The 24,302-nt window shown below is 66.5% G+C and carries 21 protein-coding genes; 15 read left to right on the top strand and 6 right to left on the bottom strand.

Annotated features, from left to right (window positions below; genetic code table 11):
• Positions 1-214 precede the first annotated feature (214 nt).
• Positions 215-943, top strand: coding sequence for a type 1 glutamine amidotransferase (locus CRO22_RS10960; protein WP_097070195.1), 729 nt, complete (start codon positions 215-217; stop codon positions 941-943).
• Here the strand turns inward: CRO22_RS10960 and CRO22_RS10965 are convergent, their stop codons facing one another.
• The gene (locus CRO22_RS10965) at positions 944-2,176 is read right to left on the bottom strand and encodes a PAS domain-containing protein (protein WP_097070196.1); all 1,233 of its coding nucleotides are present in this window, start codon (positions 2,174-2,176) and stop codon (positions 944-946) included.
• 276 nt (positions 2,177-2,452) lie between these two features.
• Here CRO22_RS10965 and CRO22_RS10970 point away from each other — a divergent pair, with 276 nt between their 5' ends.
• Complete coding sequence (locus CRO22_RS10970) at positions 2,453-4,897, top strand: hybrid sensor histidine kinase/response regulator (RefSeq protein WP_097070301.1); 2,445 nt, start codon at positions 2,453-2,455, stop codon at positions 4,895-4,897.
• Position 4,898: 1 nt separating this feature from the next.
• Here the strand turns inward: CRO22_RS10970 and dorR are convergent, their stop codons facing one another.
• Positions 4,899-5,597 (bottom strand): two-component system response regulator DorR, encoded by a 699-nt coding sequence (dorR, locus tag CRO22_RS10975; protein WP_097070197.1) that lies wholly within the window; start codon positions 5,595-5,597, stop codon positions 4,899-4,901.
• A 261-nt stretch (positions 5,598-5,858) separates the two neighbouring features.
• On the opposite strand from dorR, the gene torC reads away from it, so the two are divergent.
• From torC to CRO22_RS11025, 10 genes are all read left to right on the top strand, one after another.
• Entirely contained in the window at positions 5,859-7,034 is a 1,176-nt protein-coding gene (torC, locus tag CRO22_RS10980) for a pentaheme c-type cytochrome TorC (RefSeq protein WP_097070198.1), read from the top strand.
• Positions 7,031-7,654: a TorD/DmsD family molecular chaperone gene (locus CRO22_RS10985; protein ID WP_097070199.1), complete on the top strand. Its 624-nt coding sequence runs from the start codon at positions 7,031-7,033 to the stop codon at positions 7,652-7,654. The genes torC and CRO22_RS10985 overlap by 4 nt, the downstream gene beginning before the upstream one ends.
• Positions 7,654-10,122: a trimethylamine-N-oxide reductase TorA gene (gene torA / locus CRO22_RS10990; protein WP_097070200.1), complete on the top strand. Its 2,469-nt coding sequence runs from the start codon at positions 7,654-7,656 to the stop codon at positions 10,120-10,122. The genes CRO22_RS10985 and torA overlap by 1 nt, the downstream gene beginning before the upstream one ends.
• 88 nt (positions 10,123-10,210) lie before the next feature.
• Positions 10,211-11,437, top strand: coding sequence for a molybdopterin molybdotransferase MoeA (locus CRO22_RS10995; protein ID WP_097070201.1), 1,227 nt, complete (start codon positions 10,211-10,213; stop codon positions 11,435-11,437).
• A gap of 1 nt (position 11,438) precedes the next feature.
• Positions 11,439-11,963, top strand: a complete 525-nt coding sequence (locus CRO22_RS11000; RefSeq protein WP_097070202.1) for a DUF2478 domain-containing protein — start codon at positions 11,439-11,441, stop codon at positions 11,961-11,963.
• Positions 11,953-12,969 (top strand): GTP 3',8-cyclase MoaA, encoded by a 1,017-nt coding sequence (gene moaA, locus CRO22_RS11005; RefSeq protein WP_097070203.1) that lies wholly within the window; start codon positions 11,953-11,955, stop codon positions 12,967-12,969. The genes CRO22_RS11000 and moaA overlap by 11 nt, the downstream gene beginning before the upstream one ends.
• 3 nt (positions 12,970-12,972) lie before the next feature.
• Positions 12,973-13,218 (top strand): molybdopterin converting factor subunit 1, encoded by a 246-nt coding sequence (moaD, locus tag CRO22_RS11010; RefSeq protein WP_097070204.1) that lies wholly within the window; start codon positions 12,973-12,975, stop codon positions 13,216-13,218.
• Between the two features lies 1 nt (position 13,219).
• Positions 13,220-13,996 (top strand): HesA/MoeB/ThiF family protein, encoded by a 777-nt coding sequence (locus CRO22_RS11015; RefSeq protein ID WP_245860951.1) that lies wholly within the window; start codon positions 13,220-13,222, stop codon positions 13,994-13,996.
• Positions 13,990-14,466: a cyclic pyranopterin monophosphate synthase MoaC gene (gene moaC, locus CRO22_RS11020; RefSeq protein ID WP_097070205.1), complete on the top strand. Its 477-nt coding sequence runs from the start codon at positions 13,990-13,992 to the stop codon at positions 14,464-14,466. Before CRO22_RS11015 ends, moaC begins: the two co-directional genes overlap by 7 nt.
• Positions 14,467-14,526: 60 nt before the next feature.
• The gene (locus tag CRO22_RS11025) at positions 14,527-15,696 is read left to right on the top strand and encodes an amidohydrolase (protein WP_097070206.1); all 1,170 of its coding nucleotides are present in this window, start codon (positions 14,527-14,529) and stop codon (positions 15,694-15,696) included.
• Here the strand turns inward: CRO22_RS11025 and CRO22_RS11030 are convergent.
• From CRO22_RS11030 to CRO22_RS11040, 3 genes are all read right to left on the bottom strand, one after another.
• Positions 15,690-17,786, bottom strand: coding sequence for a sensor histidine kinase (locus CRO22_RS11030; protein WP_097070207.1), 2,097 nt, complete (start codon positions 17,784-17,786; stop codon positions 15,690-15,692). The genes CRO22_RS11025 and CRO22_RS11030 overlap by 7 nt on opposite strands.
• 209 nt (positions 17,787-17,995) lie before the next feature.
• Positions 17,996-18,715 carry a Bax inhibitor-1/YccA family protein gene (locus tag CRO22_RS11035; protein ID WP_097070208.1) on the bottom strand — a complete coding sequence of 240 codons (720 nt, stop codon included), beginning with the start codon at positions 18,713-18,715 and terminating at the stop codon, positions 17,996-17,998.
• Positions 18,716-18,845: 130 nt separating this feature from the next.
• The gene (locus CRO22_RS11040) at positions 18,846-19,805 is read right to left on the bottom strand and encodes an NADPH:quinone oxidoreductase family protein (protein WP_097070209.1); all 960 of its coding nucleotides are present in this window, start codon (positions 19,803-19,805) and stop codon (positions 18,846-18,848) included.
• A 408-nt stretch (positions 19,806-20,213) separates the two neighbouring features.
• Here CRO22_RS11040 and CRO22_RS11045 point away from each other — a divergent pair, with 408 nt between their 5' ends.
• The 3 genes from CRO22_RS11045 to CRO22_RS11055 all read left to right on the top strand — a co-directional run bounded on the left by CRO22_RS11045 (position 20,214) and on the right by CRO22_RS11055 (position 22,933).
• Complete coding sequence (locus tag CRO22_RS11045) at positions 20,214-20,576, top strand: helix-turn-helix domain-containing protein (protein WP_097070210.1); 363 nt, start codon at positions 20,214-20,216, stop codon at positions 20,574-20,576.
• A gap of 77 nt (positions 20,577-20,653) precedes the next feature.
• A complete protein-coding gene (locus CRO22_RS11050) occupies positions 20,654-21,475 on the top strand; it encodes an inositol monophosphatase family protein (RefSeq protein ID WP_097070211.1) in 822 nt (273 codons plus the stop codon).
• 120 nt (positions 21,476-21,595) lie between these two features.
• Positions 21,596-22,933, top strand: a complete 1,338-nt coding sequence (locus CRO22_RS11055; RefSeq protein WP_097070212.1) for an 8-oxoguanine deaminase — start codon at positions 21,596-21,598, stop codon at positions 22,931-22,933.
• Between the two features lie 68 nt (positions 22,934-23,001).
• Here the strand turns inward: CRO22_RS11055 and guaD are convergent, their stop codons facing one another.
• On the bottom strand, positions 23,002-24,288 hold the full coding sequence (guaD, locus tag CRO22_RS11060) for a guanine deaminase (protein WP_097070213.1): 1,287 nt from the start codon (positions 24,286-24,288) through the stop codon (positions 23,002-23,004).
• Between the last annotated feature and the right edge of the window lie 14 nt (positions 24,289-24,302).

Below are 24,302 nucleotides of genomic sequence, written 5' to 3' on the forward strand. Positions count from 1 at the left end.
GGCAGATCGATGCGCAAAAGCGTCACCCAGGAGCGCTTTGCAAACCAGCGTGCACCGGGCTGGCAAGGTTCTTGCGTCGAGGGCGGCAGCATGTCGACCGGGCTCTGGACAGGCGGGTGCTTTCGTTATGTAGTTCGGGCGGATAACGTATGCCCCACACGGGGTCAACGCCCCGCCCGATGCCCCGGAAAAAGCCAGAAGCCACGGAGATAAAATGGAAATCCTTGTTTTTCAACATCTCGATGTCGAGCATCCGGGCAGCCTTGGTGAGCTGTGGCGCGCGGCAGGGCATCGTCTGACCACGGTCGAGCTTGATGAGGGCGCAGCGATCCCGCCGCTTGAGGGATTCGATCTGATGGTGGCGATGGGAGGGCCGCAGGATCTGTGGCTGAAGGATGAGTTGCCCTGGATGCGCGCCGAGCTTGCGGCGATCGGGACCTGGGTGCGCGATCTTGGTCGGCCCTATCTCGGCATCTGCCTTGGCCATCAGCTTCTGGCCGAGGCGCTGGGCGGGCGAGTTGCGCCGATGGCTGCGCCCGAGGTGGGGCTCTGCGAGGTGCGCCGCACCTTGGCGGGGGCGGAGGATCTGCTTTTGAACGCGCTGCCCGAGCGGTTGCAGACCTTTCAATGGCACGGCGCCGAAATCGTCGATCTGCCGTCGGGCGCGGTGGTTCTTGCCGAAAATGCCGCCTGCGCCACTCAGGCGATCCGTTGCGGGCGCCACGCTTGGGGCTTTCAGTTCCATGTCGAAATCACCGAGACCACGGTGACGGATTGGCAGGCGATCCCGGCCTATGCGGCGAGCCTGCGCGCGGCGCTCGGCTCGGCGCGGGCGGCAACGCTCTCGGCCGAGGTGGCGCCCCATCTGCCCGCGTTCCGTGCCACCGTGGCGCGCCTCGACGCGGCGCTCAACGCGGCCCTCCGCGCCGCCCCTGCACGTTGATCAGGCGGCGGGGCGGGCGAGATTGCTCGCCATCGCGGTGCCGATCTCCTCGGAGAGCTTCAGGATGGCCTCAAGTCGCGTGCGGATCTCGCTATGGAACATGTCGAGCTGGTCGATCGTTGCGCCCAGCCCGCCGGCATCGCGCAGCCGCCCGCTTTCGACCCGCCCCAGAACGCGGATCGTCTCCAGCCCGAGCATCTGGCGACGGATCTCGTGGCTTGAGCGGCTGAGCACGGTGGCATGGTCGAGCGCCTGAGCCATCGCCGCACGCAACGCTTTCTCGCCGCTTTCGGCGAGCTCGCACAGCCGTACACTCTCTGCGGCATAATCGAGCCCCGGCACCGGCGGGATGCCCTTGAACTGTTCGCGCATCTCCGCCACGACCCGGCTCGCGCCCATCAGAAAAAGCGCGCGCGAGGCCTCGCGCGCCACCAGATCGCAAAGGTTGTCGCGCCCGGTCACGAAGCGGCGCAACTTCTCGGAAATGCCATTGGCAGAGGCGCGGTAGTTTTCCGAGATCGCCGAGACCGGCCCCCCTGAAGGTTCGAGCCGCGAGGCGACGAGGCGCATGTTGTTGGGCACCGATTGCAGAGCCTCGAAGCTGCCCAGCAGGCGGCGCTGCTCGATGGCAACCCGGTCGAGCGCGGTCGAGATCTCAAGCAGCCGCGCCGTGTCGGCATCGGCGATACGCCCGAGCCGGGTGTCGCGTGCCGAGAGCTCCTGCCCGAGCGCATGGGCCATGAAGCGCGTGTAATTTGCAAAGCCGAGGCTCGCGAGCGCCGCTTCCAGCGCCGCGGCTCCCCCCTTCGGATCGAGCGTGCCCGCAGTCTCCTGCGCGCAGACCTTGCCGTACACCTCGCGCACCTGCGCCAATATCGGGGTGCTCGGTTTGAGGCGGATCGAGAGGAAGCCGCCTTCGATCGGCAGCACGACCGCGAAGACCCAGTAGAATGCGCCTGAACGGGTGCGGTTCTTGACATAGGCGCCGATCGGCTCGCCCCGGCCAAGCGCTTGCCACATCAGCCAGAAAACGCCGCGCGGGGTATCTGGATGGCGCACGATCCGGTGCGGGGCGCCGAGAAGTTCGCTCCAGTCGAATCCCGATACGCGGCAAAAGACATCATTGCCGGACTGGATCACTCCGCGCCCGTCCGTGCGCGAGAAAAACAGATCCTGCAAACTGAAATCCGCCTCGCGCTCGGCGCCGGGCGCCGATCCTGCCACTGCTGTCATGATGCCTCTCAAAGGGTGTTTTGCAAAGCCTAGGCCGAGTCCGTTACCAGGATATTGACTGCGCTGAGGGGGCGATGTTTTATTCCTGTGACCGGCTGCCGCAGGCAAGATTGCCTCGGCGCGGAGTGGTGCGGGGTTGATGTCGATCAAGGACGCCGCCGCGGCCGCGCGCGAAAACCGGAGTCCGGCGCAGGAAGACCGGCGGGGTGCGCAGGCCGGGCGGTTGTGCCTCGCAGGCGGGGGCAGGCGCTCCGTCACAGACTTGGGATGCCCCGCATGATCTCCGAAAGCCAGATCCAGTTCTCCCGTCGCGCCGCGGCGATGTCCGACCCTGCGGCGGCGGCAGGGCTTGCCGATCTCTGCACCCGGCTGGAGGGGCAGGTGAACCGGCTCACCGAAATGCGGCTCGATTTCGCCCGCCAGCGTCCGTTCAACCCGCATGTCTCGACTTTGCCCGAGGCCTGGCGCGCCTCGATCGTTGAATTGAATGGGGCAATCGCGGCGACGGTGGCGGCACAGGGGGCGCGGTTTTATGATCATGAAGACGAGATCGGCGCGGATCCGGCGGCGCTTTACGGGCTCGATGTGGCGCGCCGGCATGGGTTGCGCGGCGTTACGCTCGGCATGTTTCTGGGCAATTTCAAGACGTACCGCGACACCTATCTGAAATGGGCGGGCGAGCAGAAGGTTCCGGCAGGGCTGCGTGATCTCTGGGGCGAAGTGCTGCGCGGCTTCTTTGACCGCGCCGAGATCGCACTCTCGACCGGCTGGGGCAAGGAGGTGGTCGATGTCGATCGCGGCCGACTCTTTGCCGAAAACCAGCGGCTGATGAACGAGAAGAACAAATATCTGACGATCTTCGAGAGCATTCACAATCCGGTGGTGCTGATCGATGCCGAAGGGCGGGTCGAAAACATGAATTTCGCCGCTGCACGGCTCTTTTCCGAAGATGTGATCCCGGGCGCGACCTATTACGGCGCCGTCGCGCCGCCGCCCTTTGTCGAGCTTTTCGGCTTTGCGCTGGCTGATCTGGAAGGAGAAGTGCCAGAGCGCGAGATTGCCACCTGTGGCGGGCGCCGCCGCTTTGCCATTTCCACCCAGGAAATGCTGGATGTGAGCCGCAAGTTCCTGGGCACGGTGGTGAGCCTGACCGATGTGACCGAGCAGCACCGGGCCCGGCAGGAGGCGGAAGCGCTGGCGCAGGCGAAGACCGATTTTCTCGCCACGATGAGCCATGAGATCCGCACTCCGATCCATTCCATCGGCGGGGTGGTCGAGCTGATGCGGCAGGGTGCGCTTGACCCGGTGCAGGCCGATTATCTGGAAGCGATCGCGCGCTCGGCGCGGGTGATGAGCTCGATCGTCTCGGAAATCCTCGATTACTCGCGCATCGAGGCGGGGGGGCTGGCGCTTGAGGCGGTGCCGTTCTCGCTTGAGCAGCTTCTCGACGACATGCGGCAGGTGATCGAGCCGCTCGTGGAGCGTAAGCCCGCGGTGCGGCTGATGCGGGCGCCCTACGCACGCATGCCCTGCCTCGTCGGCGATCCGGGCAAGCTGCGCCAGATCCTGATCAACCTTCTCGGCAATGCGGTCAAGTTCACCGAGGCCGGGGTGGTGATGGTGGGGATCGAGCAACTGGCGGAAACCGAGGCCGGGCTGCGGCTGCGGTTCTCCGTGCGCGACACCGGGCCGGGAATCGTGCCGGAGCGGTTGGAGGAGATCTTCAAGCCCTTCACGCAATCGGATGGCTCGATCGAGCGCAAGCACGGCGGCACCGGGCTCGGCCTTGCGATCTCGCGCCGATTGGCCGCGCTGATGGGGGCGGAACTGGGCGTCGAGAGCACGCCGGGCGTGGGAAGCTGCTTCACGCTCGATGTCACGCTGGGGCGGGCCGCCGATACCGGGCAGGCCTGCGGTGCGGTGGAAGCGACAGAACTGCCGCGCCGTGCGCTGCAGTTGCTGATCGTCGAAGACGATCCGGTCAATCGGCTCGTCGCGGGCGGGCTCTTGCGGCAGGCGGGGCATCGGGTGCAGATCATGCCCTCGGGCGAGGCGGCGCTGCAGGCGCTGACTGGTCAGGAATTCGATTTGGTGCTGACTGACCTCAACCTGCCCGATCTTTCGGGCTTCGAGCTGGCGCGGGCCATTCGCGCCCATGCCGATCCGGCGGTGGCGAAGCTGCCGATCATCGCGATGTCGGCGCATGGGCCCGCGGTCGACCCGGCGGCGCTTGACGCGGCGGGGATCGGCGGCTTCCTTGCCAAGCCCTTCCAGTTTGCCCGGCTCGAGGCGGTGTTGCAGCGCGTGACCGGCGTGGCCGCGCCGCGCCCGCTGGGCGGGCCACCCGCACCGCAGGCGCGCCCCGATCCGGGCGGGCTCGTCGATCTGGGCGTGCTGCGCGATCACCGCAGCGCGCTCGGCGCCGGGCCGACCGAGCGGATCGTTTCCACCTTCGTGCATTCGGTGCAGGGCACCGCGCATGAGCTTGAACTCGCGGCGCAGACCGGCGAATGGCAACAGGCGGGGATGATCGCGCATCGGCTGAAAAGCTCGGCGCGTCATGTCGGGCTCAATGCGCTCGCCGAGGAAGCCGAGCGGGTCGAGCGCCGGGCCGTGCAGGGCGCCAAGGCCTATGCCCCGATCGCCGATCTCGCGCTCTCGTGCCGAGCCGCCGCGGGGCTTGTGGCCGCGCTCTGGAAACAGATCGAGGCGGAAGCCTGAGTCAGGCAGAGAAGACGTAGCCGAGCCCGTGCACCGTCACGATCAACCGCGGCTTTGCCGGGTCGGGCTCGATCTTGCGCCGCACGCGCCGCACCAGCACGTCGATGGTACGATCGAAAGTTTCATGCCCGCGCCGGCTCACATGGGTCATCAACAGATCGCGCGTCAGCACCTGGCCGGGATGGGTGACGAAGGTGGCGAGCAGCTCGAACTCCGCGCGCGTCATTTTCACCGGCGCGCCTTTCGGGTCGGTCAGCGTCCAATGCGCAATGTCGAGCGTCCAGCCCTCGAACTGTTTTTTCGACTCGTCGGCCTTCACGCTGCGCGCCGCGGCCACCCGCCGCGCGAGGTTCTTGGTGCGCGGCAGGATCTCGCGCATGTTGTAGGGCTTGGTCACGTAATCGTCTGCGCCAAGCTCCAGCGCCACGATCCGGTCCACCTCCTCGCGCCGCGAGGTGACCATGATCACGCCCACCTCGGACTGGCGGCGCAATTCGCGCAGGAGCGAAAGCCCGTCCTCGCCCGGCAGGTTGATATCGAGCAAGATCACGTCGACATCGCCACCCGCGAAGATCTGCCGCATCGCCTCGCCATCCTCGGCCTCGCTGACGCGGTGGTTCTCTTTGGCCAGATAGGCCGCCAGCGTCTGCCGCCCGACCGGATCATCTTCGACGATGAGAATGTGATAGGCGGTCTTCATGGCAGGCATCCTTTTGCCCCTCATCGCGCCCCGGCGCTACACTGGCAACGAAAAAACGGTATTTCGGTAATTTCTTCCGGTATTTAACATCCTGTTCACATAATTTTTCTTCGCATTAACAACCGGCTGCAACGCGGTTCATATCGTGGGCCTAAACCCGTTCGCGAACGAGGTCGGACCGCATCTCCCCGCGGACCCCAAGCGAATCGCCCGGATGTGCCGCGGCGAAAGACCTCCCGAACGGCATGACCGGAGGGACAAGTGATCAGGAAATTATGGGCCGTGATGCGCCGCCCCAGCACCCGCTGGGGGCTGGGAACGCTCGTGCTCGGCGGCGCGCTTGTGGGCGCGGTCGGCTGGAACGGCTTCCACTATGCGGTGGAGGCCACGACAACGACGGAATTCTGCCTCTCGTGCCATTCGATGCAGGGCAATTTCGAGGAATACAAGACCACCGTCCATTATTCGAACCCGATGGGCGTGCGCGCCGAATGCGCCGATTGCCATGTGCCGAAATCGGGCTGGCGGCTCTATCGCGCCAAGGTTCTGGCGGCGAAAGATCTCTGGGGCGAGATCACCGGATCGATCGACACGCCCGAGAAATTCGAGGCGCACCGGCTGGAGATGGCCGAGACGGTCTGGGCCGACATGAAGGCCAATGACTCGATCGGCTGCCGCTCTTGCCACAGCTTCGAGGCGATGGATTTCGCGCATCAAACCAAGCCCGATGCCGCGACCCAGATGCAAAAGGCAATGCAGGAGGGCGGCACCTGTATCGACTGCCACAAGGGCATTGCGCACCATCTGCCCGACATGTCCTCGGGCTACAAGAAACTGTTCGAGGATCTCGAGGCGGCGGCGGGCGCGCTGCGCCCGAAACCGGGCGATATGGTCTATCCGCTGAAAACGCTTGAGGTTTATCTGGAGCAGCCCTCGGGCGACGGCGGAAAAGCCTCCGGCAAGGTGCTTGCGGCCACGCCGATGAAGGTGGAGGCGGCGAAGGGCGACTGGCTGCGGGTCTCGGTTGAGGGCTGGCAGCAAGAGGGCGCCGAGCGCATGCTTTATGCCGCGCAGGGCCAGCGCATCTTCAACCTCGCGCTGACACCGGCGGCGCTGGGGGCCGTGGTGCCGGGCACGAGCATGGTCGACCCGGACACCGAGCAGACCTGGACCGACGCGACGATCTCCGTCTGGGTCAAGAATGCCGATCTGACCGACAGTCTGGACAAGGTCTGGTCTTACGCCGGCTCGATGTTCAACGCCGCCTGTGGCACCTGCCATGTGCTGCCGCAAACCGGGCACTTCCTCGCCAACCAATGGATCGGCACCCTCAATGCGATGAAGCCGAAGGCGCCGCTTGATGAAGAGCAATTCCGGCTGGTGCAGAAATACGTGCAGATGCATGCCAAGGACATGGGCGGGGAGGAGCACGAATGACTGCGCTCTCTCCCATCCCCGCGGCGGTGATCGACCGCGCGCTCCTTTGGCACTGGCTCGCCGATCTGTTCCTTGCCCCGCCCACGCCCGCGCAGCTTGGAGCGCTGCAGGGCCGCGCCGGGGTGGAATGGCGCACCGCCCTTGCTGCTGAACCTGATTTCGCGAATGCAATCAGTCGGATCGATGCGGTTCTTGAGGTGGGGGATGCGGCGGGTCTCGCCTCCGCGCTCACCATCGCCTTCAACCGGATGTTCCTCGGCCTTGGCGGCAAGCGCACGCTCTCGCCCTGTGAATCCGCCTGGGTCGGCACGCGGCGGCTCTATCAGGCGCCGGTGAGCGAGATCGCGGCGCTGTTGCGGGCGAGCGATCTTACCCTCGCCGAGGACTGCTGCGAGCCCGCCGATCACCTCGCCGTCGAGCTGATGCTGCTCGCGCATCTTGAGGCGTCGGCCGATCCGCGCGCCGAGGACATGGCCGCCCGGCTGGCAGGCTGGACGCCCGACTTTTTGACCGCCGTCAAGGCGGTTGATCCCACCGGCTTTTGGGCTGGGGCGGCGGATCTCTTGTCTGCCGCACTCGCCCGCTCCCTCCACCGCAAACCGGAAGAAAGGACAGTCTGATGACGAAGATTTCCGGAAACGACCTGCGCGCAGAGCTCTCGCGCCGCGCCTTTTTGAGCTACTCGGTCGCCGCCGGGGCCTTGGGCCTCTTTGGCCCCTCGCTCCTCGCCAAGGGTGCGCACGCGGCTGAGGCCAATGGCGCGGTGATGTCGGGCAGCCACTGGGGTATTTTTACCGCCAAGGTCGAGGAGGGGCGCGCGACCGCCTTCACGCCCTGGGAAAAAGACCCGCATCCGACACCGATGCTCGAAGGCGTGCTCGACTCGATCTATTCGCCGAGCCGGATCAAATACCCGATGGTGCGCCGCGAATACCTTGAAAAAGGCATCGAGGCGGATCGCTCCACCCGCGGCAACGGTGATTTTGTGCGCGTGAGCTGGGATCAGGCGCTCGATCTCATCGCCAAGGAAATCCAGCGTGTCGAAACCACCTACGGGCCGCAAGCGGTGTTTGGGGGCTCCTATGGCTGGAAGAGCCCGGGGCGGCTGCACAATTGCACCACGCTCCTGCGCCGCATGCTCAACCTTGCGGGCGGTTTCGTGAACGGCACGGGCGATTATTCGACCGCCGCCGCGCAGGTGATCATGCCCCATGTGATGGGCACGCTCGAAGTTTACGAACAGCAAACCGCCTGGCCGGTGGTGGCGGAAAACACCGAGCTGATGGTGTTCTGGGCTGCCGACCCGATCAAGACCAACCAGATCGGCTGGGTGATCCCCGAACATGGTGGCTACACCGGGCTTGCGGCACTGAAGGCCAAGGGCACCAAGGTGATTGTCATCGACCCGGTGCGCACCGCGACGGTTGATTACTTCGATGCCGAACATATCCAGCCCAAGCCGCAAACCGATGTGGCGCTGATGCTGGGGATGGCGCATACGCTGGTGAGCGAAAACCTGCATGACACCGAGTTCCTCGACAACAACACCTCGGGCTTCGACAAGTTCCTGCCCTATCTGACGGGCGACGCCGACGGCACGCCGAAATCGGCCGAATGGGCCGCGGAAATCTGCGGCGTTCCGGCCGAAACGATCAAGGATCTGGCGCGCCGGCTCACGGGGTCGCGGTCGATGCTCGCCGCGGGCTGGTCGATGCAGCGCATGCATCACGGCGAACAGGCGCATTGGATGCTTGTCACGCTCGCCTCGATGATCGGCCAGATCGGTCTTCCGGGCGGCGGCTTCGGGCTTTCCTACCACTATTCGAACGGCGGCACCCCCTCGACTGATGGCCCCGCGCTTTCGGGCATCACCGATGGCGGCGCGGCGGCAGGCGGGCCGGAATGGCTGGCGGCTTCGGGCGCGGCTTCGATCCCGGTCGCACGTGTGGTCGAGATGCTGGAAAACCCCGGTGTCGAGTTCGACTTCAACGGCACCCGCTCGACCTACCCGGATATCAAGCTGGCCTATTGGGTGGGCGGCAACCCCTTCACTCACCATCAAGACCGCAACCGGATGCTGAAGGCCTGGGAAAAACTCGACACCTTCATCGTGCACGACTTCCAGTGGACTGCCACCGCCCGCCACGCCGACATCATCTTGCCGGCCACGACGAGCTATGAGCGCAACGACATCGAGACGATCGGGGATTATTCGAACCTCGGTATCCTCGCGATGAAACAGGTGGTCGCGCCGCTCTACGAGGCGAAGAACGACTACGATATCTTCGAAGCGCTCAGCGACAAGCTCGGCAAGAAGGCCGCCTTCAACGAGGGCAAGGACGAGATGGGCTGGATCCAGTCCTTCTACGAGGCCGCGGCGAAACAAGGCAAGGCGAAGGGCGTCGAGATGCCCGATTTCGAGACCTTCTGGGCCGATGGCATCGTCGAGTTTCCGGTTACCACGGGGGCGAGCTACGTGCGCTACGCCGAGTTCCGGGAAGATCCGCTCCTCAACCCGCTCGGCACGCCGACCGGGCTGATCGAGATCTACTCGAAGAACATCGAGAAGATGGGCTATGACGATTGCCCGGCGCATCCGACCTGGATGGAACCGCTCGAACGGCTCGATGGGCCGGGGGCGAAATTCCCGCTCCATGTCGCCGCCTCGCACCCGTTCAACCGGCTGCACTCGCAGCTCAACGGCACGGTGCTGCGCGAGGGCTATGCGATCGTGGGCCATGAGCCCTGCCTGATGAACCCCGAAGATGCCGCCGCACGCGGCATTGCCGATGGCGATGTGGTGCGCGTCTATAACGACCGCGGCCAGATCCTCACCGGGGTGAAGGTCACCGATGCGGTGATGAAAGGGGTGATCCAGATCTATGAGGGCGGCTGGTATGACCCGCTCGACCCCGCCGAGAAGGGCACGCTCGACAAATACGGTGATGCGAACGTGCTTACCGCTGACATTCCCACCTCCAAACTCGGTCAAGGCAACTGCGGCCAGACCGTGATTGCCGAGGTGGAAAAATACACCGGCCCCGAGGTGACCGTGACCGCCTTCACGGCGCCTGCGGCGGCGGAATGAGCCTCCCCCGGAGGGGCTTTGGCCCCTCCGCAACACCGCACCGCGCCCTCCGGGGCGCGGTGCCCCCAAGACCCGAGGACTTCGCGCGATGACCGTGCATGACACTTCCGCCCCGATGCTCGACATCCCCGCCGCCCGCCGTCTGGCCTGTGACCTGATCAAACCGCTCACCGTCACCGAGACACTTGCGCTTGCGCGCAGCCTTGGCCGGATCGCCGCCGAAACCGTGACCTCCGGGCGGGCCCTGCCAATGCGCGAACGCTCCGCCATGGACGGCTTTGCGCTGCGTCTGGCCGACCTTTCAAACACCCTCTCGCTCCCCGTTGCGGGGACCATCGCCGCGGGCGCGCCTGCGGGCGATTTGCCCACGGGCGCGGCCTTGCGCATTTTTACCGGCGCGCTCGTGCCTGCGGGTGCAGATTGCGTGGTGCCGGTCGAGGATTGCACCGAAGAGGGCGAGACGATCCGCCTTTCTGCCCGCCCGAAACCGGGCCAGCACATCCGCAAAGTGGGCTCCGAGCAGCCGCTGGGCGGTGTGCTCCTGCGGCAAGGCACGCGCATCGCGCCCCAGCACATCGGCCTTCTGGCCGCCAATGGCATCGCCCGCGTCCGTGTGCTGCGCGTGCCGCGGATCGCGCTTTTTTCCAGCGGGGACGAGCTCGGCGGCAAAGGCCCCGCGGCGATCCCGGACAGCAACCGCCCGATGCTGATGGCGCTGGCGCTGGCCGCAGGCGCCGAAGTCGATGACCTCGGCATCCTCCCCGATGACCTCCCCGCGATCACCGCGCGGCTCACGGCGCTCGCGGGCCGGGCCGATATCATCCTCACCTCCGGTGCCGTCTCGATGGGCGGGCGCGACCATCTGCGCCCCGCGCTTGAGGCGGCGGGCGGGCAGATTGCGGGCTGGCGCGTTGCGCTCAAACCCGGCAAGCCGGTGATGTTTGGCACGCTCGGCGCCTCGGTTGTCACCGGCCTGCCGGGCAATCCGTTTTCTGCCTTCACCGGCTTTCACCTCTTCGTCGCGGCCCAGCTTGCCACACTCACGGGCCAGCCCCTCGCGCCCCTGTTCGCGCAGCCCGCACGTGCGGGCTTCGACTGGGTCCGCAAGCCGGGCCGCGCCGAAGTCTTCCCGATCCGGCTCAGCCATGGCGAGATCGACGGCGTGCCGATCGTGCAGCGGATGGGGGAGGGGAGTTCGGCCACGCTCTTTCCGCTTGCAGAAGCCGACGGGCTTGGTTTCGTCCCCGCCGAGACGACAAAAGTGAGCTTTGGCGCGGCGCTGCGCTTCATGCCGCTTGGGCAGAGGGTGTTTTGAGATGACCCTGCCGCTCGCCGCCGTGCTTTTTGACGAAACCCCGCCCGATGCCCTTTTGAGCACCTTTGCGCGCCGCCTTGCCGCCGAAGGGCGGCAGGTGCGCGGCCTGATCCAGCGCCGCGAGGCGGGCTCCGGCCGCTGCCACTGCGCCGATATGGACTTGCTCTCGCTCGCCGGGCCAGAGATCTTTCCTGTCTCGCAACCGCTTGGCCCCGGTGCGCATGGCTGCCGGCTCGATCTTGGCGCGCTGGCCGGCGCCGCGCAGTTCCTCCTTTCCGAGCTTGCCCGCGCGCCAGACCTGCTGATCCTGAACCGCTTCGGCAAGGCCGAGGGCGAGGGGCGCGGCTTTCGCGATGTGATCGCCGAGGCGATGGCGCGCGAGGTGCCGGTGCTCACCGCCGTGCGCGGCCGCCATGTGGCGGACTGGGCCACCTACACCGAGGGCTTTGGCCTCTGCCTCGCCCCCGATCCCGCCGCGCTTGCGCGCTGGTTTTCTGAACTGACGGAGGTTTCCCATGCCGCTTGATCCGCGCGCGCCCCTTTGCGACGGGTTCGACCGTGCCGTGCGCTATCTGCGCGTCTCCGTCACGGATCGCTGTGATCTGCGCTGCGCCTATTGCATGAACGAACACATGCAGTTCCTGCCGCGCCGCGAGGTGTTGAGCCTCGAAGAGCTTGACCGGCTGGTGAGCGCCTTTGTCGAGATGGGCGTCACCAAGCTGCGCGTCACCGGCGGCGAGCCCTTGGTGCGGCGCGGCATCATGACCTTTTTTGCCGCGATGGGGCGGCATCTGGAGGCCGGGCGGCTGAAAGAGCTGACGCTCACCACAAACGGCACGCTGCTCGCCCGTCATGCCGAAGAGCTTGCGGCTTGCGGTGTGAAGCGGGTGAATGTGTCGCTCGACACGCTCGATGCGGGCAAATACGCGCGCCTCACCCGGCGCGGCAAAATCGAAAACGTGCTTTCGGGCATCGCGGCGGCGCGGGCGGCGGGGCTCAGGGTGAAGCTCAACACCATTGCCCTTGCCGGGCTCAATGATGACGAGCTGTTTGATCTGACCGGCTTTGCCGCGCGGAACGATTGTGACCTGACCTTCATCGAGTTGATGCCGATGGGCGATATTGCGGAGGCGGAGCGGCTCGGCCAGTTCTGGCCGCTTGATGCGCTGCGCGAACGGCTCGAAACGCGCTACCGGCTGATCGACACCGCAGAAAGCTCGGGCGGCCCGGCGCGCTATGTGACGCTGGCAGAAACCGGGCAAAAGATCGGCTTCATCTCGCCCCTGAGCCACAACTTTTGCTCCAATTGCAACCGCGTGCGGATCACCTGCAAGGGTGAGTTGTTCACCTGCCTTGGTCGCGAGGGCGCAACCGACCTGCGCCCGGTTTTGCGGGCAGGCGTGGAGGGGCTGGCGCTGCACCGCGCGATCCGCGATGCAATTGCGCTCAAACCCGCAGGCCATGCGTTTGACTATGGCGCCTGCGCGGTTTCGGGCGCGGTGGCGCGCGGCATGAACCATACCGGAGGCTGAGCCATGGATATTCTCTATTTCGCCTGGTTGCGCGAGCGCGTGGGCGTGCCCCGCGAAGAGCTGGAGACGCAGGCCGCGACGGTGGCCGAACTGGTGGCGGAACTCGTCGCGCGGGAGCCGCGCTATGCCACAGCCTTTTCCGACCCATCCGTGCTGCGCGTCGCGCTCGATCAGGAGCTTGCAGGCTTTGATGCGCCGCTTGCGGGCGTGCGCGAAGTGGCCTTTTTCCCGCCGATGACGGGAGGCTGAGATGGGGGCTGAAATGGACGGCTTGCCGAATTTCGACCCCGAGGGCCGCTATGGCCGCCATCTGATCCTGCCCGAGATCGGTCCGGAGGGGCAGACGCGGCTCGGGCGCGCCTCGGTGCTGGTGATCGGCACCGGCGGGCTTGGCGCGCCGGTGCTCCTTTACCTTGCCGCCGCCGGGGTGGGGCGGCTCGGCTTTGCCGATGACGATGTGGTCTCGCTTTCGAACCTGCAACGGCAGGTGCTGCATTCCACCCCGCGTGTGGGCGATCTCAAAACCCATTCGGCCCGTGATCGGCTCGCCGACCTCAATCCCGAGATCCGGCTTGAGCCCCATGCGCTCCGGGTGAGCGCTGAAAACATCGGGGCGCTTCTCGAAGGGCATGATCTGGTGATCGACTGCACCGATACGTTGCCCGCGCGCCACCTGATCAACCGCGCCTGCGTGGCGGCGGGCGTGCCGCTGCTTTCCGGGGCGATCGCGCAATGGGAGGGCCAGATCGGCCTTTATCACCCGGCAAGCGGCGGGCCCTGTTATGCCTGCGTCTTCCCCGAACCCGAGGCGCCGCCGCCGGTGCAATCCAAGGGCGTCGTGGGGGCGCTTCCCGGGGTAGTCGGCGCGCGCATGGCGCTGGAGGCGATCAAGTTTCCCACCGGGGCGGGGGCGCGCCTCAAGGGCAAGCTCTGGATGGTCGACACGCTGTGGAACGCGGAGCGGCTGATGGTCACGCGCCCCCGCGCCAATTGCCCTGTTTGCGGGGGGAAGGGGGGATCATGCTGACCCATTTTGACGCCGCCGGTCAGGCGCATATGGTTGATGTGTCGGAAAAACAGGACACGAAGCGCACCGCGCTGGCCGAGGGCCGCGTGATCATGCGCCCCGAGACCCTTGCGCTTGTGATGGCGGGCACGGCGGGGAAGGGCGATGTGCTCGGCATCGCCCGCGTGGCGGGGATCATGGCCGCCAAACGCACCTCGGATCTTATTCCGCTCTGCCATCCGCTCGCGCTCACCCGCGTTGCGCTTGAGCTGGAGGCGGACCCGGTGGCGAGCGCCGTTCTGATCCGCGCCACCGTCGCCACCACCGGGCAGACCGGGGTGGAAATGGAGGCGCTCACCGCCGTCTCGGTCGCTGCGCTGACGGTCTATGACATGCTGAAAGCCGCCGAAAAGGCGATGCGGATCGAGGGGATCCGGCTTCTGGCGAAAGACGGCGGCAAGTCGGGTGCGTTCCGCGCCGAAGGGGCGTGAGGGCTGTCCGTTGCCCTTACGCGGTGCTAGAGCGGGGGCAGCCAAGCGACGGAGGGCCTGATGGGCGCGGATCATGTGTTGCAACCGGATGCGGATCTGATCGCGGATCTGACCCGCTGGCGGCAGGCGCGCCATCGCCGCCCCGAGCTGTCTGGCGCCGAGCACGAGACCGCGCGGCAGGTCGCGCAAGATCTTGCCGCGACCGCGCCGGAGCGCCTTGTGACCGGGCTGGGCGGCACCGGTGTTGCGGCTGTCTATCAGGGCACCGCACCGGGGCCCACGCTGATGATCCGCTGCGAGCTCGACGGGCTGCCGATTGCCGAGACCGGAACCCCCGCTTACCGCTCGGAAAATCCGGGGCAGGGGCATCTGTGCGGCCATGACGGGCATATGGCGATCGTGCTGGGCCTTGCGCGGCTTTTGGGCCGGGACCGGCCACGGCGGGGCAGGGCGGTGGTGCTTTTTCAGCCTGCCGAGGAGGATGGCGCGGGCGCGCTTCGGGTGATTGCGGACCCGGCCTTTGCGCCGTTGCGCCCCGATCTTGCGCTTGCGCTTCATAACTTTCCGGGCTTGCCGCTCGGCGCGGCGGTGGTGGAAACCGGCATCGCCCATTGCGCCTCGCGCGGCCTCAAGATCGTGCTGGAGGGCCGCACCGCCCATGCCGCCGAGCCCGCGCTCGGCCTCTCGCCCGGGCCGGCGCTCGCGCGGTTGATCATGGACCTGCCGGGCCTGAGCAAGGGGGATGGGCCCGTCGAGCAGGATTTCGCGCTTCTCACCGTCACCCATGCCGAGCTTGGCGCCGCGGCTTTTGGCATCGCGCCCGGTCAGGCCGAGCTCTGGGTGACGCTGCGCACCCGCACCGATGCCGGGATGGCCGCGCTTGTGGCGGCCACGGAGGCGATGGTGGCGCGCGCAGCCGCAGCGGCAGGGCTCACCCTGACGCTGAGCTTTCATGACGTCTTTGCCCATTGCGAAAACGCGCCCGCGGCGGTGGCGCTTTTTGACCGCGCGATTGCCGCGGCGGGCCTGTCGCGTTTGGCCTTCGACGCGCCGATGCGCGCCTCGGAGGATTTTGGCCGTTTTTCGACGCTCTGTCCCGCAGCCATGCTGCGGCTCGGCGCGGGCACGGCCTGCCCGAACCTGCATGCCCCGGATTACGATTTCCCCGATGCGCTTATCGCGCCGGGCGTGCGGCTTTTTGCGGCCGCCGCGCGCGATCTGCTTTACTGAAGGGGGCGTTCCGGGCGCGCCACCGGCACCCGCAGCACGAAGGTCGCGCCTTTCCCCGGGGCGCTTTCGAAGCTGAGCCCGCAGCCCGCCATTTCGGCAAAGCGGCGGGCGAGCGAAAGCCCGATCCCGGCACCGCCGATCGTGCCGTTCTCATGGCCGAGCCGCTCGAACGCCTCGAAGATCGTCGCGTGATGCTCGGGCGCGATGCCGGGGCCGCTGTCGGTGACCCGCACCGCCAGCTCGTCCGGATCCTCCTGACGGAAGCTGATCCGGACGCTGCCGCCTTCGACATTGTATTTGATCGCATTCGACAAAAGCTGATCGAGGATTCGGCGCAGCGCCTCGCCATCGCACAGAACGGTTGGGAGCGGGGCATCCCGGGGCTCGATCGAGAGCTCCAGCGCCAGCCGTTCCGCCTCCGGGCGCAGGCTCTCGAAGGCGTCCTCGATCAGCGGCACGATCGCCACGCGCTCGCGTGCCATCCGCATGTCCTGCCGCTCAAGCCGGCTCAGGTCGAGTACCATGTCGACGAGCCGCACCAGCGTCCAGCCCGCGCGCGAAATGGCCCGCACCTGCTCGATGCGCGCCCCGTCGAGTTCCTTGCCCGCCGAGCCCTCGAGCAGGTCTGCATAGCCGATGATCGCGGTGAGCGGGGTGCGCAGCTCATGGCTCATCGCCGACAGGAATTGCGCCTTGGCGCGGTTGGCGGCATCGAGCCGGTCTGCCATCGTGACGAGATGCTCGCTCACGCGTTGCAATTCGAGGATTTCGGTGCGGGCCGGGGCGCTCAGCGTGCCGCCTTCGGCAATCACGGCCATCCGCCCCTCGAGATCGTCGAGCGGGCGGGCCACGCGCGCGCTCATCCGTGAAGAGCGCCGCCACAGGAGGGCGAAGAACCCCGCATAAAAGAGCACGAGGATCGCAAGCATCCCCTTGCCGACGAAGGCAAGCCGGTGGCTCAGCGCGGCAGAATCCGACAACACCGCCGCTTCGCTCGTCAGCACGAGCAATTGCCAGTTCGGCCCGGCGACGGTCGCCCAGGCCGCGAGCATCGGCCGGTTGCGCGTGAGCCGACCCACGCCCTCCGGGGTTTCCTGCATGCGTTGCGCGAGATCGGAAAGATCTGCCCGCGCGAAAATGTTGAATTCCTCGGGTTTGAACGTGTCTGCGAGGATCGCGCTTTCGTAATCATGCCCGACGAGTTCGGTCATGCCCAGATCGGCCTCGGCCGCGGGCGGCAAGGCCAGCACCGTGCCATCACGTCCCACAAGCACCGCATAGCCCGCCCCGGGCAATGTGATGTCAAGCACTCGGGCGATGATTGTCGCCACCGTCACATCGGCGCCGACCACGGCCGCGAGCCGGTCGCGCGCCCCGTAGACGGGCGCGATCGACGACACCATCCAGCCGCCGCCCGCCGGATCGACATAGGCATCGGTCCAGACCGGACCGCGGGACGGGTCATGCGCGGCATCGGCCTCGTAATAGAAATTGTAGCTCGGAATATCCATCCGCGGCGGATAGATCGCGCGCACGTCGAACCAGGGATGGATCCGGTTCAGGCTGTCGTCGGTGTTGAGATAGGTCTGGGTGATCAGCGGCTCCGCCTCGGTCACGGCGCGCAGGAGCGGGTCGAGCGTCGCGGTGCGCCAGAGCTTCTCGCGCTCGGCCGGGCCGATTTTCGTGATCGCGGAATAGAAAACTGCCGCGCCGCCGTCGTCGCTGCGGCTGACGAGCGCGCCTTCGGGCGTGGTCTCGTATCGGCTGCGTTCAGCCATCGAGGGCCTGGCGGGGGTGGCGAGCGCCCGGCCGGTCTCTGCGGCGAGCACCCGGGTCAGCGCGGTGACGCTGTCGAGCCGATGCGCGATCACATTGGCCTCGCGGATCGCCGCCTCGTGCAGGGTTTGGGTCGAGATCTGCGAAAGCGCACTGGCGGAGCGATCATAGACGAGTTGGCTCGTGCCCCAATAGATCACCAGAAAGCCGAGTTCGATCAGAAGAAGCGGGAGCATCGCGGCGCGCAGATAGGCGTGCCACAGCCATGTCTTCAGCGGCACGGGAGCCGCGGTTTTCCGACGCTTGCCGATCATCCGGCCCTTTCCATGGGCGTTGCGCCTCCGGGAGGGCCGCGCCTGTTCAACTGCTCGCTCAGTTGCCGGTGATCATGCGCACAAAAGAGTCGCCAAAGTGTGGAGATCGTCGCAAGGGCCGCGGTCCTGGCTTTCGGGCAGCAAAAAAGCCCCGCGCCGAGGCGCGGGGCTTTCCGGAGGGTGTAGGGGTCAGCCCCGGGCGGGCGCGATCACTCGCGGTTGCCGAGGAACTGGAGCAGGAACATGAACAGGTTCAGGAAGTCCATGTAGAGTTGCAGCGCGCCGAGGATCGCGGCCTTGCCGAGGAAATCGGAGTCGGAGCTGGCGAGTTGCAGATAGGTGTTCTTGATGTTTTGCGTGTCATAGGCGGTCAGCCCCGCGAAAATGAGCACGCCAAGCACCGAGATCGCGAATTGCAGCGCCGAAGAGGCGACGAAGATATTCACGATCGAGGCGATGATCAGCCCCACCACGCCCATCATCAGGAACGAGCCCATCGCCGTCAGGTTGCGCTTCGTGGTGTAGCCGTAAAGCGAGAGCGAGGCGAAGGCGATCGCGGTGACGAGGAAAGTCTGCGCGATCGAGATGCCGGTATAGGCCTTGAAAATGAAGCTCAGCGAGAGCCCCATCAGCGCCGAATAGCCCAGAAACACCATCTGTGCGGTCGAGGTGGACATCTTGTGCAGCATCGCCGAGAAGGCGAAGACCACGGCGAGGGGGGCGAACATCACCACCCATTTAATCGGCGTTCCGAAGATTGCGGCAACGAGCTGGTCGTTCATGCCAACGCCGAAAGCCACCGCGCCGGTGATCAGCATGGCGATGGACATCAGCCCGTAGACCTTGTTCATATGGGCGCGCAGACCCTCGTCGATATAGGTCGCGCGGCCCGCCGCCGAAGTGGCGCGCATCGTGTTGAAATCAGCCATTGAGTGCCTCCTGGAATGTCGTGCGGCGCTTGTGGGGCGCCGCTTCACGGGGTCATGTGGGAAGGGCGAAGGGGCGTTTCAAGAACCGAAAACCGGTTTTTGCCCCGGGGGTCGCCCGGTCGGGGTGCCGTCACCGCATTGTGACGACGATCTTTCCGGTGGCGCGGCGGGCGCGCAGCATCTCGAGCGCCTCGGTGGCGCGGGCGAGCGGAAATGTCGCGGAAATATGGGGTTTGAGGTTGCCGCTCGCGGCCAGTGCGAAGAGTTCACGCATCGCGGCGCGGAAGGCTTTAGGGTCGAGATCAAGATAACCGCCCCAGTAAAGCCCGTGGATTTCGAGGTTCTTCACCAGCGCATGATTGAGCTTGAGCGCGGGGGGCGTGCCGCCGGCAAAGCCGATCAGCAAGAACCGTCCGCCGGGCTTCAGCGCGCCGAAGGCGGCCTCGCCCAGCGGGCCGCCGACCGCATCATAGACGATATCAACCCCGCCAAGCGCCTTGAGGGCGGCTTTGAGGTCGGGCGTTTCCGCATCAATGAGTTCAGCCGCGCCGGCGGCCTGGGCCACGGCGAGTTTTTCAGCCCCGCGCGCCACCGCGATCACCCGCGCGCCAAGCGCCGCGCCGATCTCGACCGCCGTGAGCCCGACGCCGCCTGCCGCGCCCAGAACCACGAGCGTCTCGCCCGCCTTCACGCGCGCCCGCGCGCGCAGAGCCATATAAGAGGTGCCATAGGCGATCTGGAAAGCGGCCGCCTCGACGAGTTTCATTTTCTCGGGCACCGGGGTACAGCGCGCCTCGGCAAAGACGCCCGCCTCGGCGAGCCCGCCGTGACCGGCATAAACCGCGACCCGTGTGCCCGGGGCAATGGTCGTGCCCGGCCCGGCCGAAGTGACCCGCCCTGCCGCTTCGAGCCCGAGCACGAAAGGCGTGGGCGGAGTGTCCTGATAGCTGCCCTCGACCATCAGCAGATCCGCGAAATTCAGACCGCAAGCGGCGATTTCGACGACAAGCTCGCCTTCTGCAGGCGCGCGCAGGGCGCGTTCGACCAGCCGCGGTGCGGTTTTCGGGGCAGAGAGTTCAAAAGCGCGCATCGGGGCTCCGTTCGGGAAAGCGGAAGGGCGCGGCGGCCCGGATTGGTGCACGATAGCGGGCGCTCGCGGCTTCGGCCAGTGGCTGCGGCGCGATCGGAGCCCGGGCAGATCGGCGCAGTGCGGCGTGGGATGCGCTGCATTGCCGAATCAACCTTGGCGGGTGTTGGCCGGTTGACGTTGGGGAAGTTGCGATCTGCGCTGCAATTTGCAAAACATCCTGTGCTTGTGTGGGGCCTCCAGGTTGCGCCTCAGGGCTGTTGTCGCGCAACGCGAAACAAACAGTTGTCAGTTTCTCAGACTTTGGTATCAAGACGCCTATCTTTTTGGTCAGGTTGTTCTGTTTGTTGCCGAAGCGCCGTTTGGCCCCATGCTAGGGTATTCGGGCACAAATGTTCCGGGGAAGAGTGAATGAAACATCCGGTCGATGTCCATGTGGGCAAACGAATCCGCCACCGTCGTTGGATGGTGGGAGTCACGCAGCAACAACTGGCCGACAAGGTCGGCATCAAGTTTCAGCAGATCCAGAAATACGAGACCGGGATGAACCGGGTCTCGGCCTCCCGTCTTTGGGATATTGCCGACGCGCTGGACGTTCCGGTGTCGTTTTTCTTTGAAGGTCTTTCCGGGGAAGAGCCGGAGCTGCCGAACCGGGAAGGGGATCTCTTTTCCGACAAGGAAGCGCTGGCGCTCGTCCGGTCTTACTATGCGATCCCGGAAGAGCAGCGCCGTCGCCTTTTTGAATTGGCGAAAGTGCTTTCGAACGTGGCTTGATCCGCTCGGGGTCTGGCGATTTAAAAGAGGGGAGCGCCTGGCGCTCCCCTTTTTGCCGATCCTGCCGGAGACCGCCGATGCCCGTTTCGCTTGCCGCTGCCGAAAAGACCGCGCTTCTTGCCACTGCCGAGGCGCTTGCGGAGGTGGCGCGGGCCACCACGCTCGCGTATTTTCGCCCGGCAGGCGGGATCGGTGCGGAGAACAAGATTTCGGCCGGATTCGATCCGGTGACCGTGGCCGATCGCGCCACCGAGGCGGCGATGCGCGCGCTTCTGGCCGAGCGCCGGCCCGAGGACGGGATCTGGGGCGAGGAACAGGGCGTGGTGCGGGGCCGCTCGGGGCTGACCTGGGTGCTCGACCCGATCGACGGCACGCGCGGTTACATGTCGGGCACGCCCACCTGGGGAGTGCTGATCGCACTTTCGGAAGAAGGGGAAACGACGCCGGGCGCGCCGCTTTTGGGGGTGATCGACCAGCCCTATATCGGTGAACGGTTCGTGGGCGGTTTTGGCGTGGCGCGCGTCACCGGGCCGCTGGGGGAAATGGGCTTGAGCACACGTCCGGCGCGCGCGCTTTCCGAGGCGGTATTGTTCTCGACCTTTCCCGAGGTGGGCACGGCGGAAGAGGGCGCGGCTTTCGCGCGGCTCGCAGGCCAGGTAAAGCTGACGCGCTACGGGATGGATTGTTATGCCTATGCGCTGATCGCGGCGGGGCAGATCGACCTTGTGGTCGAGGCGGGGCTGCAGCCCTATGACGTGGCCGCACCGATCGCGGTGATTGCGGCGGCGGGCGGTGTGGTCACCGACTGGACCGGCGGGCCTGCACATGCGGGCGGCCGCGTGCTGGCCGCCGCCAATGCCGAGATCCATGCCGCGGCGCTCGCGGTGCTGAACGCTTGAGGGGGCAGGCGGGGGGCCGCGGCCCCCCGCACCCCCCGCCCGGAGGGGCCCTCGGGCCCCTCCGGACCACCCCGGCGCCCGGCCTTTGGCCGGCGGCCCAGTGTTCGAGGGAGCGGAACGATGCGGGAAGTGCTGATCCGGGGCGCCGAGGTCGTGGTGACGATGGACGGGGCGCGGCGCGAACTCGAGGGCGCCGATCTGCTCATTCGCGGCGGCGCGATTGCTGCCGTGGGACCGGGCCTGACCACCCCGGGCGAAGTGGTGGAGGCTAAAGGCTGTGTGGTCACGCCGGGGCTGATCAACACGCATCATCACCTTTATCAGACCCTCACCCGCGCGGTGCCGGGCGGGCAGGATGCGCTTTTGTTTGGCTGGTTGAAGCGGCTCTATCCGATCTGGGCGCGGATGGGGCCAGAGGAGATCCATGTCTCGGCGCTCACGGGGCTGGCCGAACTTGCGCTTTCGGGCTGCACGCTGAGCTCCGACCACCTTTATCTCTACCCGAATGGCGCGCGGCTCGATGACACGATCGCCGCCGCTGACGAGATCGGGCTGCGCTTCCACCCCACCCGCGGCGCGATGTCGATTGGCGAGAGCGCGGGGGGGCTGCCGCCCGATAGCCTGGTCGAACGCGAAGCTGCGATCCTGACCGACTGCATCCGCGTGATTGACGCGCATCACGATCCGCGGCCGGGCGCGATGGTGCGGGTCGGCGTGGCGCCGTGCTCGCCTTTTTCCGTCAGCCGCGAGCTGATGCGCGATGCCGCGCATCTGGCCCGTGACAAGGGGGTGATGCTGCACACGCATCTTGCCGAAAACGCCGAGGATATCGCCTATTCGCTGGAAAAGTTCGGCTGTCGGCCCGGGCAATATGCCGAGGATCTGGGCTGGACCGGCGCAGATGTCTGGCATGCCCATTGCGTCAAGCTTTCTGGCGAGGAGATCGCGCTCTTTGCCCGCACGCTGACCGGGGTCGCCCATTGCCCCTGTTCGAATTGTCGGCTCGGTTCCGGCATTGCGCCGGTGCGGGCGATGCGCGATGCGGGGGTGAAAGTGGCGCTTGGCGTTGATGGCTCGGCCTCCAACGATGCGGGCAACCTGATCGCCGAGGCGCGGCAGGCGCTGCTGTTGCAGCGGGTGCAAAACGGCGCCGAGGCGATGGGGGTGCGGGAAGCACTGGAAATCGCGACGCTTGGCGGCGCGCAGGTGCTGGGCCGCCCCGAGCTTGGCAGCCTTGAGCCCGGCAAGCGCGCCGATATCGCGGTCTGGGATGTGACGGGGCTTGAGGCGGCCGGGGCATGGGATCCGGTTGCCGCGCTGCTCCTCTCCGGCCCGATGCGGGTCAAACACCTCTTTGTCGAGGGCAATCAAGTGGTTGCCGACGGGCAGATTACGACGCTCGATCTGCCCCGCGTGATCGAGCGCCACAATCGCCTGGCGCGAAAGCTGGCGCTCTGATCCCTTCGACTTGGCACAAATATCCCGGGGGTGAATTTGGCACAGCCAAAGAGGGGGTGGCGCCCCCGCTACCTGTGCCGCTTGCCCCCGACCCAGACCCCGGCAATCGCCCGGTCATCGCCCATCATGATGGTGGGGAAGAGCGCCTCCCAGACGTTCTCGGCACGCGCCGCCCGTTGCGCGATTGCCGGCGTCGAGGCGAGATCGAGCGCGATCAGATCCGCCTCCATCCCCGGCGCGAGGTTGCCCACCTTCTCTTCGAGCCGCAAGAGCCGCGCCGCGCCTGTGGTGGCCAGATACCATAGCTGCGCCGGATGCAACGCCACGCCGCGCAACTGCGCCACCTCGTAAGCCGCCGCCATCGTGCGCAGCATCGAGAAGGAGGAGCCGCCCCCGGTATCGGTGGCGAGCCCCACCCGGAGCCCCGCAGCCGCCATGCCCGCCGTGTCAAAAAGCCCTGAGCCGATGAACGTGTTCGAGGTCGGGCAATGCGCGAGCCCCGCCCCCACCTCCACGAGCCGCGCCATTTCGCGCGGCGCGAGATGGATCGCATGGCCGTAAACGGCATTGGCGCCGAGCAAGCCGAAAGTCTCGTAAGTGTCGAGATAGTCACGCGCCTGCGGGTAAAGGCTTTTTACCCAGGCGATCTCGTCCACCTGCTCGCTCAGATGGGTTTGCATCAGGCAATCGGGATGCTCGGCCCAGAGCGAGCCCAGCGCGAGCAACTGATCCGGTGTCGAAGTGGGCGAGAACCGCGGCGTGATCACATAGGAAAGCCGGTTCCGTCCGTGCCAGCGCTCCAGCAGCGCCTTGCTTTCGTCGTAAGCGGCCTGCGCGGTGTCGCGCAGCCCCTCGGGCGCGGTCGCACGGTCCATGCAGGTGCGCCCGGCCAGCGCGCGCACGCCGCGCGCCTCCGCCTCAAGAAAGAAGGCCTCGACCGAGGCGGGATGGATTGTGCAATAGCTGCACATTGAGGTCGTGCCATGGGCGAGCGCGAGATCGAAATAGGTTTTCGCCACCCTTTCCGCATGGGCGGGATCGGCAAAGCGCATCTCCTCGGGGAAAGTATAGGTGCCAAGCCAGTCGATCAGCCTTTTGCCCCAGCTCGCGATGATCGCGGTCTGGGGATAATGCACATGGGTGTCGATGAAACCGGCAGAGAGGAGCTTGTCGCCCATGTCGGTCACGGGCGCGGCCGGATAGCGCGCGCGCAGATCCCCGGCCGGGCCGACGGCGAGGATCCTGCCCGCCTCAAGCGCCACCGCGCCGCGTGCCTCATGCCGCGCCGCGCCCGGCCCCTCGGCCATCGCATCGGCGCCGAAACTCAGCACCTGCCCCAGGATCAGCTCGATCATCTGCGTCCCTTTCC

The organism is Rhodobacter maris (genome assembly GCF_900217815.1).
Lineage (GTDB): Bacteria > Pseudomonadota > Alphaproteobacteria > Rhodobacterales > Rhodobacteraceae > Rhodobacter > Rhodobacter maris.